The 15,472-nt window shown below is 41.8% G+C and carries 11 protein-coding genes; 1 reads left to right on the top strand and 10 read right to left on the bottom strand.

Translation table 11 applies throughout. The features are described 5' to 3' along the window. Positions 1 to 77 precede the first annotated feature (77 nt). The 10 genes from ACP69U_RS06120 to ACP69U_RS06075 form a co-directional block, all read right to left on the bottom strand. Complete coding sequence (locus ACP69U_RS06120) at positions 78 to 2,651, bottom strand: AAA family ATPase (RefSeq protein WP_198329768.1); 2,574 nt, start codon at positions 2,649 to 2,651, stop codon at positions 78 to 80. A 722-nt stretch (positions 2,652 to 3,373) separates the two neighbouring features. Then, positions 3,374 to 3,781: an ATP-dependent Clp protease adaptor ClpS gene (locus tag ACP69U_RS06115; protein WP_087814601.1), complete on the bottom strand. Its 408-nt coding sequence runs from the start codon at positions 3,779 to 3,781 to the stop codon at positions 3,374 to 3,376. Positions 3,782 to 3,883: 102 nt separating this feature from the next. Further along, positions 3,884 to 4,750, bottom strand: coding sequence for a hypothetical protein (locus ACP69U_RS06110; protein ID WP_426138121.1), 867 nt, complete (start codon positions 4,748 to 4,750; stop codon positions 3,884 to 3,886). 101 nt (positions 4,751 to 4,851) lie between these two features. After that, positions 4,852 to 5,919, bottom strand: a complete 1,068-nt coding sequence (gene argC, locus ACP69U_RS06105; RefSeq protein ID WP_055124420.1) for an N-acetyl-gamma-glutamyl-phosphate reductase — start codon at positions 5,917 to 5,919, stop codon at positions 4,852 to 4,854. A 110-nt stretch (positions 5,920 to 6,029) separates the two neighbouring features. Beyond that, positions 6,030 to 7,166 (bottom strand): uroporphyrinogen decarboxylase, encoded by a 1,137-nt coding sequence (gene hemE, locus ACP69U_RS06100; RefSeq protein ID WP_426138120.1) that lies wholly within the window; start codon positions 7,164 to 7,166, stop codon positions 6,030 to 6,032. Positions 7,167 to 7,459: 293 nt separating this feature from the next. Then, the gene (gene proB / locus ACP69U_RS06095; RefSeq protein WP_045445028.1) at positions 7,460 to 8,632 is read right to left on the bottom strand and encodes a glutamate 5-kinase; all 1,173 of its coding nucleotides are present in this window, start codon (positions 8,630 to 8,632) and stop codon (positions 7,460 to 7,462) included. A 79-nt stretch (positions 8,633 to 8,711) separates the two neighbouring features. After that, complete coding sequence (gene cgtA, locus ACP69U_RS06090) at positions 8,712 to 9,929, bottom strand: Obg family GTPase CgtA (RefSeq protein WP_426138119.1); 1,218 nt, start codon at positions 9,927 to 9,929, stop codon at positions 8,712 to 8,714. 293 nt (positions 9,930 to 10,222) lie between these two features. Beyond that, positions 10,223 to 11,668, bottom strand: coding sequence for a glyceraldehyde-3-phosphate dehydrogenase (locus ACP69U_RS06085; RefSeq protein ID WP_201553594.1), 1,446 nt, complete (start codon positions 11,666 to 11,668; stop codon positions 10,223 to 10,225). A gap of 511 nt (positions 11,669 to 12,179) precedes the next feature. Continuing rightward, positions 12,180 to 13,430, bottom strand: coding sequence for a lipocalin family protein (locus ACP69U_RS06080; RefSeq protein ID WP_426138118.1), 1,251 nt, complete (start codon positions 13,428 to 13,430; stop codon positions 12,180 to 12,182). A 440-nt stretch (positions 13,431 to 13,870) separates the two neighbouring features. Further along, positions 13,871 to 14,974: an NUDIX domain-containing protein gene (locus ACP69U_RS06075; protein ID WP_193009486.1), complete on the bottom strand. Its 1,104-nt coding sequence runs from the start codon at positions 14,972 to 14,974 to the stop codon at positions 13,871 to 13,873. Positions 14,975 to 15,270: 296 nt separating this feature from the next. Here ACP69U_RS06075 and hemP point away from each other — a divergent pair, with 296 nt between their 5' ends. After that, positions 15,271 to 15,429 carry a hemin uptake protein HemP gene (gene hemP, locus ACP69U_RS06070; RefSeq protein WP_227672156.1) on the top strand — a complete coding sequence of 53 codons (159 nt, stop codon included), beginning with the start codon at positions 15,271 to 15,273 and terminating at the stop codon, positions 15,427 to 15,429. The last annotated feature ends 43 nt before the right edge of the window (positions 15,430 to 15,472 follow it).

Genomic DNA, 15,472 nt, shown 5'->3' with positions numbered 1-15,472 from the left:
TGTTATGAATTATAGCAATAAAAAAACGGCTACCACAGTAACATGGTAACCGTTGTTATTACATTAGTAGCAAAAACTTAGCTGGCGAGTGACTCAGAGTCTGGATGTGGCTCATGAGTCTCAACGACCGTCAAGATAATACGACTATCTGCTGATCCTTTATCTGTAGAGTTATAATCCGTCTTACCACTGTACTTATCAAGCTTGACAGAATCACCATCTTGCTCATCATTGGCTTCAGGCTCCAAAGTAAGATGTACTACCCCGCCATTGACCAAATTACCAAACAAAATCATACTTGCCAATGGCTTTTTGATTTCATCTTGAATCAGACGTTGCATTGGGCGGGCACCCATTAGGCGATCATAGCCTTTTTTAGCCAAGTAATCGCGTACTTCGTCATCAATCTCTAAGGTGACTTGTTTGTCATCAAGCTGGACTTGCAACTCAACCAAGAACTTATCGACCACAGACACCACCACTGAGGTATCTAGTGGGTTAAATTGGATAATTGCATCTAAACGGTTACGAAACTCTGGCGTAAAGACACGTTTGAGCGATTCCGTATTATCACGACTATGGTCTTGGTGAGTAAAGCCCATCGAAGAGCGGCTAATACTATCAGCACCGACATTGGTCGTCATAATCACAATCACTTGCTTAAAGATAGCCACACGACCATTGTTATCAGTCAACGTACCATGATCCATGACTTGCAGTAACAAGTTAAAGACATCAGGGTGCGCTTTTTCAATCTCATCAAGCAATAACACACAATGTGGATGTTGATTGATTTTTTCAGTCAACAAACCACCTTGATCATAACCGACATAGCCAGGAGGTGCACCAATCAGACGTGAAGCAGTATGCGCTTCCATATACTCTGACATATCAAAACGAACTAACTCGACACCAAGTAGGTTCGCTAACTGACGTGAAACTTCGGTTTTACCCACCCCAGTAGGACCGGCAAACATGAAGGAACCAATTGGCTTATCTGGTGCTTTGAGACCGGCACGTGATAGCTTAATGGCGTCGGCTAATGTTTCAATGGCCTCATCTTGACCAAACACTAAGTGCTTAAGATCACGATCTAAGTGCTGAAGAATACTCTTATCATCACTCGATACTGACTTGGGCGGAATACGTGCAAGCTTGGCAACAATCGCTTCAATATCTGCCACATCGATTTTCATCGGTGGTTTTTTCTTAGCCTTGGCACTTTTTGACTCACTGAACGATTTGGCACGATCATTGGCTTTTGCAGTTTCCGCTTCATCCTGCATTTCGCTATCGCTATACGTGTCACCACCGAGTCCCTCAACATCGGCATCAATCTGAGCATCAAAATCTTGCTCTATATCTGAAATAAAGCTTTCTTCTGCATCAATATCATCAGCATCAGGAATAACGCCTAAACGCTTATAGGCACCTGCTTCGTCAATCACGTCAATCGCTTTATCTGGTAAAAAACGCTCGTGAATATGCTTAGCAGATAATTGAACGGCGGTGACCAACGCTTCATCGGTATATTCAACATTATGAAATTCCTCATAACGAGGCTTCAGACCGCGTAAAATATCAATTGTATCGTCAACACTCGGCTCTTTGACATCAATTTTCTGGAAACGACGTGACAGTGCATGGTCTTTTTCAAACACTTGACGGTATTCGGTAAAGGTAGTTGAGCCGATACAACGCAGCTCACCATTAGCAAGTGCTGGCTTAATCAAGTTTGATACGTCCATATTGCTACTCATTGACGACCCTGCGCCAATAATCATATGAATCTCATCAATAAATAATATTGCATTGGGCTTTTTCTTTAGCGCATCAAGCAGTGACTTCATGCGTTTTTCAAAATCACCACGGTATTTAGTACCAGCGATTAATGAGCCGATATCAAGGCTATAAATCACGCAGCCATTCAATGGTTTCGGTGCTTTATCATTAATAATCAACCACGCCAAACCTTCAGCGATAGAGGTCTTACCGACGCCAGGCTCACCAACCAATAACGGGTTATTTTTACGGCGACGACACAGTACTTGCGCGGCGCGCTCAATTTCAGGGCCACGTCCAATTAATGGATCCGTCTTACCTTCAGCCGCACGCTGGTTCAGGTTGGTCGCAAACTCAACCAAGGGATCTTTACTGGTTTTTTCTGAGGCACTACGGCGCTCACCCGTCATAGAAGCACGTGGCTCGGATGGCTCGTCTTTATCTTGACCATGTGATAAGTATTGGGTTAACTCAAGACGACTAATACCCTGTTTTTTGAGCAAATAAACCGCATAAGTATCGTGCTCTGAAAACATAGATACTAAAATGTCTGAGCCTTCAACAAGGCGACCACCACCAATAGATTGTACATGGAAAATAGCACGCTGCAGAATACGATCAAAGCTTTGGGTTGGCTGCGGTGACTGCTCGGTGTCTGCGTCTACCGTTGGCGTGTGCTTATTGATATAAGCTTCTAACTCGGTACGCAGTGTTGAAACATTGGCATTACAGGCAGTTAATGTATTGGCAGCGTGAGTATTCTCTAATAACGCCAATAATAGATGCTCAACAGTGAGGTACTCATGCGATTTTTGGCGCGCAAGTGTCATTGCTAAACGCAAAGAAACTTCAAGATGACGACTTAACATAACGACTTCCTACGGTTATACCTATCTTTATAATTGATAGCTTTATGAATGAGTTAGTAAGTAAATCAGGGCGACAGATGGATTGTTCAAGGGCTAAATCTGTATTATCAAAAGACAGCGCTAAATGATATTGACCATGTATTACTCAAGTAGCAGTGCTATCTACTTATCACCAATTAAGCGTTTTGATCACTCATACTTGCTTTTCTTTATCTCAACACGATACTTAAGAAGAGTCAATCTATTAACACAGACTAAAATGTATCAAGGCGTACTGCGCATCAATATTTATAGTAACGAAATAGTATGAAAGCTTCAAAAACTGAGCAAATAAAGGAGAAATCGGTAATAGAATAATAAATGAGAGAGTGAAGGATACAAATGACTTTTTTAAGCCATCAGCTGATTAAATTATAGAAAAACTCAAGTTAATAGGATGACTAGAAAATGATACGAGTGCAGCAATCATTTCTATAAAATTTAGACAGCTGTTTGATGTGATGACTTAATATAGATAAGGGTATATTAAAGAAAAATCAAGGTTAGGAAATTTTTATAATAAGGAATTTATGAGTGACTGCTTGGATACAGAGTACCTATCAAGCTCACAATGAGCAGTTTTTAGAGCTTGAAAGGGTTTCTAAACGATAAAACCATTGGAAATAATAAGATAGAAACACGAAAAGAAGATAGAACTTTAAATTCATATTTACGCTATTTTCTTATTCGCCTTGATGTGGCTCAATCTGGGTCAATAAGGGATAGCCTTCACGATGTGCCAGACTGTTTACTTTTTTGGCTTTGGTCTCAGCAATATCTTTAGGATAGATACCAGCAATGCCTTTGCTACTGTTATGAATCGTTAGCATAACTTCGACTGCCGAATCCATACTATGACGAAATTCGGACTGCAAAATATAAACGACGAACTCCATCGGCGTATAATTATCATTATACATAACGACGGCATACATAGGCGGCTTAGCCACTTCTGGCTCTGCAACTAGTACATCTGCTTGTGGCGAGGTTTCGCCGTCCGTATCGCCATCTTGCGCACGGTGAGCAGGTATAGTTGGAAAGTGCCAATCAGCAACAGTTGGCAACGCTTGCAATAGGGTTTGTTTTATCATAATTGGCATACAAATTAATGGTTATATTTATAACAGAATAAAGAGCGCTAACAGAGGTTGGCAAATGCAATGCTTATTATAGCGCTCTTAAATATGAATAGATTAAGGCTCAATCGGACTTTCGTCGACTTCAGGTAAATCTAAAAGTGATAGCGGCATATTATCAACTCGGTCGCCAAGCTTCCAATCATAGAGCTGCTCTACTTGTTGTCCGCCAGCTTGTAAGCTAAGTTTGACTTGTAACGGTTTAAAGCCTGATGGCATCATGAAACGACCACGAATACGAACGATACCTTCAATAGTATAAACTGGAGGATCTAGCGGCACCTCTACAAAATCATCGTCATTGAGCAACGTCAACGTTGGCTTTAGGCGTTTGGCTTTGCCATCGCTAGCAAGCATGCCTATATCGAAACCATATTCAAAGGCATTTTCAGGTAATGGCTCAATCTTTGCCGCTATTACCTGTAAAGGCATGCCGCCTTTGTCACGAAGGACATCAGCATATAATTCATTCAGTTGAGAGACTTGTCTATTCTCAACCGTTAATTCTTGCTGGTTTTCACGCAACTCTTTGATGTTAGCCAAGCTAATCGCCAGCTCCTGCTTAGCAGTAGCCGCTTGATTGGCCGCTATTTTATGACTAAGACGTAAATCTTCAAGCGCTTCTGTTGCCTCAGTGCTATTGATCATCGCTTGCTTGGTTTCAGTTTGCATAGAATGAAAGCCACGCTGATATCCTAATTTATGACCGAATATCAATCCAACAATGGCAGTCACCAATATGACAACGACAAAGAGAGCCAACACCAATGTGGATGCCCCTTGTTGGGTACCACCTACCTTAGTTACTGAACTAGCATTGGTTTTAAGAGAATGCGGACTACGCTCTAAATGATAAAAATCAGAGTCTTTGCACGATGAAAGTGCGGGCTGTGAGCAAAAGCGTCGTACAAGCTTGACACGCATTTAGACAATATCTCTTAACAGTAATGGCAATATTATAGCGGAATTTATAATCAATACCTAGCACCATAAATGTGAATGATTTGACCACAGCTAAACATCTGCTACGGAACAATAGGTGCAAAGTTTAGACCCATTGTTTCATCGAATCCGAACATGACATTCATGTTTTGTACCGCTTGTCCTGCGGCACCTTTTACCAAATTGTCTTGTACGACAATCACTGTCAATTCCGCACGTTCATTGTCTTGATGCACAGCAATGCGTAAACGGTTGCTGGCGCGGACACTACGGGTATCTGGATAAATACCTTTTGGCATGACATCAATAAACGCTTCTGATTCATAGCATGTTTCAAATATCTGCTGCCAATCAATAGCAGCACCCGCATCCGTCAGCTCAAGATGAATAGAGCTCAGCATGCCACGTATCATCGGCACAAGATGCGGTAAAAAACGAATGCGATGGGTGAACTGGCTGTCTAATAACTGCGCCACGCCTTGCTCAATCTCGGGCAGGTGACGATGTCCTTCAACGCTATAAGCTTTAAAGTTATCAGTAGTTTCAGCATAATTAAGCGCAAGTGAAGCTTGGCGACCAGCGCCAGAAACACCAGACTTTGCATCGATAACGATGCGTGATTCCACCAATCTCTCTGCTTGCTTATTTTGCATATCGATTATTGGTTTCAAACCCAAAATAGCAGTGGTCGGATAACAACCAGGATTACCGACGACTAAAGCAGTGGCAAGTTTATCGCGATTCACTTCAGGTAAACCATAAACAGCTGTCTTTAGTAGCTCAGGACAAGCATGCGACTGCTGATACCAGTGTTCAAAATCGGACAGTGACTGCAAACGAAAATCAGCAGCCAAATCAATGACTTTCACACCAGCTTGCGTTAGCGCCTCTGCTTGCTTCATCGCTACGCCATGTGGAGTGGCAAAAAAGACCACATCACACTTCTGCAGCGTTGCAAGCGTCTCGTCACCCAAGTCGCTAAAGACAATATCCGATATACCGCGTAAGCTTGGAAATATCTCATCAGCGCGTGTACCAGCTTCGCTACGCGAGGTTAGCAAATCAATAGATACTTCAGGATGCGCAGATAACAAGCGAATCAGCTCAATACCCGTATAACCTGTGCCACCAACAATCGCTGCTGAAATCATAAGATATTCCTTTTTCTTTTACTTGATAAATATCAGTGTTTGTTAAACAAATCTTAGATAGAAAACTCGATTATATGCCTGAACTTTGTCATTTTTAGATTCTAGCGGCTTTAGATTTTATAATCGTGCACCGCATCGATAAATACTTTGGCATTGTCAGGATTGACCCACTGCGTAATACCATGACCTAAGTTTGCTATATAACCCGTTTTTTCGCCGCTTGCATAAGCACTATCAAGCATTGCATTTACTTCAGCACGAATCGTCGCAGGTGAACCATACAATGTTGCTGGATCCAAATTGCCTTGAATGGCTTTACTACTCTGTAGTTTTTTATGCTGTTTGGTCAATTGACGCTGACTCTCAGCCAATACTTGGCGTGCACGATCAATGGGCATCGTCCAATCTAATCCTAAAACATCGGCTTGACTATCTGCTTGCACATCCAACCATAACCCACCGCCTTTGGTAAATAATACCACTGGTATCTGCGGATGGCGTACTTTTAATTCAGCGACGATACGCTTATTATAAGCATGAGAAAAATCGATAAACTGACGATGACCAAGCGCCCCACCCCAACTATCAAAGATCTGTAAAATTTGAGCGCCAGCGACTACCTGTGCATCTAGATAATCAATGACAGAAGTGGCTAATTTATCTAATAATTGATGCAAAAAATCAGCGTTGCTATACAAAAAGCCTTTAGTATAACGATAGTCTTTTGAGCTGCCGCCTTCGATCATGTAGGTGGCCAATGTCCATGGACTACCAGAGAAACCAAATAACGGCACTTGACCATTTAATGCTTTGCGGATGCTCGTCACCGCACGCATGACATAATCAAGAGAATCATTGGGTTCAAGTACTGGCAATCTATCTAAGTCTGCTTGCGTACGAATAGGATGTTTAAACTTAGGGCCTTCGCCCGCCTCAAAGTATAAGCCCAATCCCATAGCGTCAGGTATGGTCAAAATATCACTAAATAAGATAGCAGCATCTAAATCATAACGGCGTAGTGGCTGTAAAGTAACTTCAGTGGCGCGGTCCGTATCTTTGCACAGGCTCATAAAGTCGCCGGCTTCTGTACGAGTGGCTTTATATTCTGGTAAATAACGACCAGCTTGACGCATCATCCAGACTGGCGTGGTGTCTATTGATTCAAAGCGTAATGCCCGTAACAATCTGTCGTTCTTTAAAGGCGCAAACTCTTGCTGAATCGAGTTACTATTGTCTGAAGCACTCATGTACAAATCTCCAAAACAACACCGCATTCATGATCATCAATGAATACGGTGCTGGATAAAATAAGTTGAATAAAAGAATATTAAAACGTTTAGATAGCGACAATCTATGCTAAAAAACCACAAATAATGAGATATTCGCTAATAACAATTTATTGGTTAATATCTCTCGTGTTAACAATCATAAAAACAATAATCATTAAAAGTATTTGTGTTTCTTAGAGCGTTATTTGCCGTTAGTCTTTAATCAATAATATCGTGCTCATATTTGAAATCGGATGTATACCATCAATGGTCTACATGGTCAACGCTAAATTATCACGGTGTACCATGACCACACGCTCTTCATTATTACCAAGAATTCTATCAAACTGCTCAGTACGCTCACGAGCCACTCGGCAAGCATCACGAGAGGAGAAGTTCACTTGTCCAACCGCTAAACGCTCGCCCGTATCTTGGTGTACCACCTCAACCACGTCACCTTCGTCGAAATCACCGCGTACTTCCACAACGCCGACCGGTAGCAAGCTCTTGTGATGCTCGACTACTGCTTTTGCTGCGCCTGCATCGACTATTAGAGTGCCTGACATACGTAAATGTGCGGCAAGCCATTGTTTGCGTGCAATGATTTTGTCTTGATCATTGGTGGTCAATAAAGTACCAACCGCTTCGCCTGATACCACACGAGTAATAACATCATCGATAGCACCGCTCACGATAACGGTTGGACAACCACCCATCGCTGCAAGACGACCAGCACGAATTTTGGTCAGCATACCGCCACGACCAAGCTTGCCACCATCCCCTGCAATATCAAATAAGTAATCCGCCATCGCACGCTCTTGGCGAATCATTTTTGCATTAGGATTGTCACGTGGGTTGTCCGTAAACACCCCATCTTGATCAGTCAAAATGATATATAAATCGGCATTGACCATCGCCGCCGCCATCGCGCCCAAAGTATCGTTATCACCAAATTTAATTTCATCAATGGTAATGGTATCATTTTCATTGATGACTGGGAGCACGCGCCACTCTAGTAATTGTGTCAACGCGCCCGTCGTATTGAGATAACGGCTACGATTAGACAAATCATCATGTGTTAGTAGCAGCTGCGAGCTTTGGATACCATGCTGAATTAATGCTGACCACCACGTTTCAATCAAACCCATTTGACCAATAGAAGCACAGGCCTGTAGTGCGGCTAGTTTCTTCGGGCGCTCCTCAAGGTTCATTCGTACCACACCTTCAGCAACGGCACCTGACGATACTAGCAGTACTTCGACGCCTTGCTTGTGCAATTTAGCGATCTGCTTTGCCCACTCATATATGGCAGTTCGATCCAGCCCTCGACCGTTATTGGTTAACAACGATGAGCCAATCTTGACAATAACGCGCTGAATATCAAAGTTGCGAGTTTGTTTAATAAACCTTGCTTCTTCGGTCGTGTTTTCTATGTCACCTGCCATATAAACTCCTGTCTCTCATGTGAATTGATTACGGGGATTGATCTAAAAAATTCAAGTATATCAGCTCAAGCCTGTTAGCTTAAGGAACATAAATGACCTCAACACCATCTTCGTCGTCATCGTCAAAATCAGCATCGTCGTCGCTTAAATCTACACCTTCGCGAGCCGCTTTGCGGGCCGCACGATATGCTTCACGCTGCGCCTCAGTGTTTAGACGTACTTCTACTTCTAAGCGCTCAAAACGGGTTCTTTGTGCTTCAGCGAAGATAGGATCTTCTAGTTCACGCTCACGCTCTAGCTCAATCTCATTCATTAAATGATATTTAACTGCATCAGTCCCTTCACCCATTAAGGTTGACGTGCGAAATACATCGCCTGTCCAATCAAGCTCGGCGACAATATGAGTACAAAGCTCATCTAACTCTTCGTCAGACACCTGATCAATTTTGTTTAATATCAAAATCTGGGGCAAGTTGGATAACTCAGGCGAAAAACGCTCAAGTTCATTCAAAATAACACGAGCGTTGGCTACCGGATCGCTGCCATCAATTGGCTTTACATCAACCACATGTAACAGACGACGAGTACGAGCCACATGTTTTAAGAAACGAATGCCAAGTCCAGCACCTTCTGAAGCACCTTCGATCAAACCTGGAATATCTGCCATCACAAATGAGCGATGACGACCGATATCAACCACACCTAGATTCGGAACGAGGGTGGTAAACGGATAGTCAGCAACTTTTGGTCTAGCAGCAGAGACTTGACGAATAAAGGTAGATTTACCAGCATTAGGCAAACCAATCAAGCCAACATCCGCCACAACTTTTAGCTCAAATTTAAGAACTTTTAACTCACCTTCAAAACCAGACGTCGATTTACGCGGTGCTTGGTTGGTAGAGCTCTTAAAATGGGTATTGCCCAAACCACCATCACCACCTTTGGCAATCAGTAACGTCTGACCAAGTTCAATCAAGTCACCCAACACTTCGTCAGTTTCGGTATCAACTACCGTGGTACCGATAGGTACTGGTAAAAACAAATCATCAGAGCCCTTGCCTGAACAGTTTCTACTGTGGCCATTCTCTGCTCGCATAGCATCGTGACGACGGGTATAACGATAGTCCACTAGGGTGTTGGTGTTATCCTCTGCAATGACGTAAATATCTCCGCCCTTGCCACCATCTCCACCATCAGGTCCACCACGTGGGACATACTTTTCTCGGCGAAAACTGGCGATTCCGTTACCACCGTCACCTGCTTTTACCGTTACGACGGCTTCATCAATAAATCGCATCTTACGTTCCTTTATTTACACTCTAGTTTATAGACTCAATAGCAGTCATATACTGCTTCTTTTGCCTATAGGTATCTTTTAAAAAATAGGAGACTTACGTCTATGTTGCTATATATCATTATATCATTGCTTTATTTATGACAATAACACCCGATAACCAATTGGACTATCGGGTGCGGTATATATTAACTTAAAAAATCACATCTATTTGTCCATGCTAAAAGTGACTATTAAAGTACTTTCTTATAAAGAGTACCTCAATATTAAAAACTCACTACTGCTGTACAAATGTATTAAGCTGGAATCTGTGTATAACTGATGCCTGCCATTTGTGTGGCTAAACGTAATACTTGCGTACTATAGCCAACTTCATTGTCATACCAGATATAAACAATGGCATGATTGTCGGTCAAAATAGTCGCTTGGGCATCAACGATACCTACATGGGTATCACCAACAAAATCCGTCGATACCGCTTCGGTAGAATCTGTATAAGCAATCTGTGTTTGCCACTGACTGCTATTAGATACTTTACGCATAAACTCGTTTAATGCATCAGCATTTTCTGGTGCTGTTTTAAGATTCAAGTTTAAAATCGCTAAGCTGACGTTTGGCGTTGGTACACGGATGGCATTACCCGTTAGTTTACCACTAAGCTCTGGCAGTGCTTTACCAACCGCTTTAGCAGCACCCGTACTGGTAATAACCATATTTAATACAGCACTACGACCACGGCGATCCGCTTTATGATAATTATCAATCAAGTTTTGATCGTTAGTGAATGAGTGAATCGTTTCAACGTGACCGTTTTCGATACCGTATTCATCGTTCAATACTTTTAACGTTGGGGTGATTGCGTTGGTGGTACAGCTCGCCGCACTGACGATGGTATCTTCACCGACTGTATCGTTATTTACACCATAAACAACGTTTTTAATCTCACCGCCAGCTGGGGCTGTTAATAGGACTTTTTTCACACCAGTCGATTGCAAATGCTTACCAAGACCCGCTTCATCTTTCCAAATGCCCGTATTGTCAATCACTAACGCATCATTAATACCGTAAGTCGTATAATCAATCTCGCTTGGATCTTTAGCGTAGATGACCTGAACAAAGCGACCATTGATAATCAAGCCATTGTTTTCATCATCAACCACCACGCCACCAGCAAAGCTACCATGAATCGAATCACGCTCTAGCAATGATGCGCGCTTGGCCAAATCGCCCGCTGCCGCAGGACGGACGACGATGGCTTTTAACTGCATACCTTTAGCGCTTGACGCTTGTGATAATAGCAGGCGAGTTAAGATACGACCGATACGACCAAAACCATATAGCACGACATCAGTCGCCGGATTAACAGTAGTGTCATCACTATTAACGGCTTGAAGTGCTGCTTGCAAATCACTGTCATTAGCGATTAATTGACCAACATCAACCTGTGCAGACTGAAGCTTATCATTAGCCGCTAGCGCTTTAACCATGGCTAAAGTGTCAGCGATATCAATAGATTTAGCCTCTTGGTTACGCAAGGCTACTTTTTGATGCAATGCCAATATTTGACCAACTGACGTCGTATTTAACGTGTCACCGAACAAGGTTACTTGTACGTCTTGCTCATTATAGAGCTTATTCAATAGCCCCATCAGCTCAATCGCTTGTTGCTCTTGATTGTTGTAGTTGCTTAAGTGGTCTTGATGTAATTGGCGTAAGGTATCAGCGTTGCTCACGAGAAACATCCTTATGGTCAGTAATGTGTGATCAGTAAATGATAGAGAATACAGATTAGATAGATTATGTGTGGTCTACGCAATCACTCTAGTATGGCAACCGCACGATATCGGTGTCAGTTATTGATATAGAGTATTGAGATCGCCTAGATTTTAGCCTAAAACGGCCTATTTTGCCAGTGATAACCGATCTGCTAGCGCTTATAAAGCATTTTATTGAGTTATGCAGGCTATTATGAAAATAAAGGCAGCCAATTATGCTGCCTTATTGTTCATTATTGCCAGTATCAAATAGTGGACGATGAAGTAACACTACTATTTAACCCAGTATCTAGGGCGTGCCTTCATTTCAAAAATGGTGATAAAAACAAGATAAATTGCCGTCAAACAAGAAAAATAGCGCAGATAATATCGGGATATTAACCAACTATTTGACGATGTTTGGCAAGATTTGACCATTTTTAGCCCATTTAGATGACTATCGAGTGAATTGAAGACACGTTCTAGTCAGTGATGCTCATTATGGAACGAGGCTAACAGTTTGATTGGTCTGCGAGGTTAACTTAAATTCTTTTAAGTCATAGCCTTGCTGTTGAGCGATTTGACGATATTTGGCATAGGTTTCTTGAGTGACGTTTGGCGAACGCGCCAATAACCATAAATATTTTTTATCAGGTGTTCCTACTAAAGCGGTCTTGTAATCAGCATCACGTGCTAGTACCCAATAGTCAGCACGACCAACTGGCAACCAACGAATCCACGATGGTAAAAAGGTGACCTTTAACTTACTGCCTGACTCATCAACAGGCTTAGCGATACCCTCAGAAGTAATACCAGAACCGTCTTTCTGTACGCATTTATTAGTGACTATGATACCTGAACCGTCGGTTTTTTCCGTATAATTGGCGGTGACATCACTGGCACAATTGCGCTGAAAATACATGGGCAAACGACCTATCTCATACCATGTTCCTGCATACTTTTTTAGATCAACGCTGTCCACTGTGGTCGGTGTACTTGCAGACTTATGAATGATAGCATTTGGCTTAATTGACAACGTCTCTGTGGTGATTCTATCCGTAGTGGCGTTAGCAGTCATGTCAGCGGTAGCATTAACATTAACCGGTGGCGTCGCCGCATACGCTGAAAATGCAGCTAATGGGATGATAATAGCTAGGGCTATACCCGTATGCTTGATAAGTCCATTCATAAATATACGCTCCGGTATTTCTTTGTATGATGAGTAAGTAGAGGTTGATGATGAATCAGCATTTTGCGTTGAATGGTGGTTCTGTCCAGATTCTTTTTGCACAGGGTGACTTATTGAACCATTTATCTTATCCCTTAAAAAATCTGATATTAACGGTTCTTTTTCGCTCAACTCTTGTGACCATTTATAATCGTTAGTGCAGTGACCACTATCCTTGGTACAGTAATCACTAACAAAATTACTGCTTTCGCTATGTTTTGAATCGCCGTCTTTGTTATTGTTGCTGTTAATCATAGCAGACTCTTTTGCCTGTACAAGGCTCTTATCGGCGCTTTTATATCCAAAATAGTGATCTTGCGAAGACGTTTTTTTTGCCAAATGGGTAGAATATTGGTCGTCTAGATTATCATGGTTGTAGCTAGCATCGTTGCTGGCGTGACCTGTCTGCCGTGTACTATCCTCATTCAGAGGATAGTGGCGCGACTGGTTAGTCTGCTTAGATTGAGAACCAGCTTCCTTTGTATCAGACCATGCTGATTGAGGTAACTTATTGGTTTTCATAGAGGTACCATTATTGATAGTGACTGTTAACTATTCTTCTTATATGCCCTATATGTACTCTCATCTTCTGTGCGTCTTCAACTTTTAAAAATATATTAAATGTAAAAGCTAGCGCTACAAAAACCAAATATTATGAGAGGGCTTAAGAGGTATATTGATAAGCAATTCGCTTATAAGAATATAGAGTAAGTACTCTTTGTTTAGGTGATATATATTAATGGCAGCTCGACTATTAAAACAGTGTCGCAATGTAGGAAAAAGCAACGGTTTGTAAGTAACTATGCGTTTATGCAGTAGAATAAATACCGAATAAACACATAGTTACTGATTGGATAAATATATTAAAAATCAATTATTTGCCCTGATAGATGCCAATTAATGGCAATTCTGGTTCAGAACTGGTCAGCATTGGTGCCAACACTCCCTCTATTAGTTTTTTACTATTCAAAGAATTGTCGAATACCAGCAACACTGATACCACCATGCTCTAATACTTGATGAATCATCACAGGTGATAAACCACCCAAACCGATAATCGGCATATCAGCCAATTGTGCCAATGCTGACCATGATTCCCAACCAAGTGGCACAGTATCAGGATGTGTATGGGTAACTAGTACAGGAGACAAAAAGGCGCCAATGACGGGCGGTAATTGCTGCTGTAACCGATTATGAGCCAGTTTATTGGCAGCATCAATACTGGCGGCATCATGACAACTGACTATTAACGGGTAATTTTTAGACAGCACTCTATCTTGTGTATCTTCCGACCATTGCAACAATGCGGTATGAGACAGCTGATTGGCAACGATTGAATTGGTAGTGGTTGTATCTTTCATTGCTAGCGGCGCTTCAATGGTTAGGGTCTGTCCATTGACATCACAAGGGACAATCGCCTTAATATCTGGACGCATATGCATCAACTGCGCTGCCATACTTTCTGAGCCAGCTGCCTTTATTCGAATATATACCCAAGCATTGGCTGTTAGCTTGTTTTGATGAAAAGTCAGCCATGCGGCCATTGGATCAGGTGAGGCATCAAAATGCGTCAATGGATAGGTAATTGCTATCGTTGTTGGCACACTGAGCCATTCGAGAATCGTCTGGTTAGCAGCGGGTAAATGATACTTTCCTGCTAATAAATCTGCCTTATTTACCCACGTTAGCGCCTGACCTTCTAGCCCATATTGGCGATGCTTATGCTGCTCATACTGCTGCGCGGTCAGCTCAACCTTATAAATCTGTAAACTGACCTGCTTATCACCATAATCATGATGCAGACGTCCAAGCTTGACCATCGTATTGTCACAAATTTCAATGCCTGTCTCTTCAGCGACTTCCCGAATCAATGCCTGCTCGGCGTTTTCATTGGCTTCTATTTTGCCACCTACAAATTCATAGCGATTGCCTTGATGCTGGGCGGCGTTTCTAAATCCAAGTAAATATTGGGCTTTATGATGAATGACCGCAACTGCCACGTTTACGATGAGTACTTTTTCGCTGTTAAATGAGCCATCAATGTGGTTGTCTGCTTCATTTGGCATCGGCGTCTCCTTTATTACTGTTTTTTTAAAGTGCGATTTGATAGGTTTATACCTTCAAAAAACCAAGTCAATTTAAAACCAACTTATTGATTTATAATAACAATTAGATAATTTTTATTTATTTAAACCTCATTTACAAAAGTTGCTTTAGATAAATTTACACAATGACTGCATTTTATTTTATCAATTACCTTGCAAAATTCTTCAATGTAAATGATAATTATTATCGTTAAAGATAGTTACTGTATCGCCATTACTATTCAGCCATTTTTTATCAAAAGGAATTTACTATGAGCATGGTTATCTCTCGTTACTTGAATTGCCGTGAAAACCGTTTACCAACTTTGCAATCACAACACTTATTTGCACTCACTAAAGAAGTGCGTATTGAGCATGAGGGTGAAGAGTATCGACTACGTTTGACACGTAATAATCGCTTAATCCTGACCAAATAGATTAATATCATTCATCATCAATATTAGGGTGTGTCCTCATTTT

The sequence above is a fragment of the Psychrobacter sp. TWR1-1-1 genome, assembly GCF_049895865.1.
Lineage (GTDB): Bacteria > Pseudomonadota > Gammaproteobacteria > Pseudomonadales > Moraxellaceae > Psychrobacter > Psychrobacter immobilis_A.
This window is presented reverse-complemented; position numbering and strand designations above follow the sequence as displayed.

What these genes read in the sequence shown, in the direction of transcription:
- ACP69U_RS06120 (WP_198329768.1), bottom strand. Translation starts at nt 2,651, where the DNA reads ATGTTAAGTCGTCATCTTGAAGTTTCTTTGCGTTTAGCAATGACACTT.
- ACP69U_RS06115 (WP_087814601.1), bottom strand. Translation starts at nt 3,781, where the DNA reads ATGATAAAACAAACCCTATTGCAAGCGTTGCCAACTGTTGCTGATTGG.
- ACP69U_RS06110 (WP_426138121.1), bottom strand. Translation starts at nt 4,750, where the DNA reads ATGCGTGTCAAGCTTGTACGACGCTTTTGCTCACAGCCCGCACTTTCA.
- argC (WP_055124420.1), bottom strand. Translation starts at nt 5,919, where the DNA reads ATGATTTCAGCAGCGATTGTTGGTGGCACAGGTTATACGGGTATTGAG.
- hemE (WP_426138120.1), bottom strand. Translation starts at nt 7,166, where the DNA reads ATGAGTGCTTCAGACAATAGTAACTCGATTCAGCAAGAGTTTGCGCCT.
- proB (WP_045445028.1), bottom strand. Translation starts at nt 8,632, where the DNA reads ATGGCAGGTGACATAGAAAACACGACCGAAGAAGCAAGGTTTATTAAA.
- cgtA (WP_426138119.1), bottom strand. Translation starts at nt 9,929, where the DNA reads ATGCGATTTATTGATGAAGCCGTCGTAACGGTAAAAGCAGGTGACGGT.
- ACP69U_RS06085 (WP_201553594.1), bottom strand. Translation starts at nt 11,668, where the DNA reads ATGTTTCTCGTGAGCAACGCTGATACCTTACGCCAATTACATCAAGAC.
- ACP69U_RS06080 (WP_426138118.1), bottom strand. Translation starts at nt 13,430, where the DNA reads ATGAAAACCAATAAGTTACCTCAATCAGCATGGTCTGATACAAAGGAA.
- ACP69U_RS06075 (WP_193009486.1), bottom strand. Translation starts at nt 14,974, where the DNA reads ATGCCAAATGAAGCAGACAACCACATTGATGGCTCATTTAACAGCGAA.
- hemP (WP_227672156.1), top strand. Translation starts at nt 15,271, where the DNA reads ATGGTTATCTCTCGTTACTTGAATTGCCGTGAAAACCGTTTACCAACT.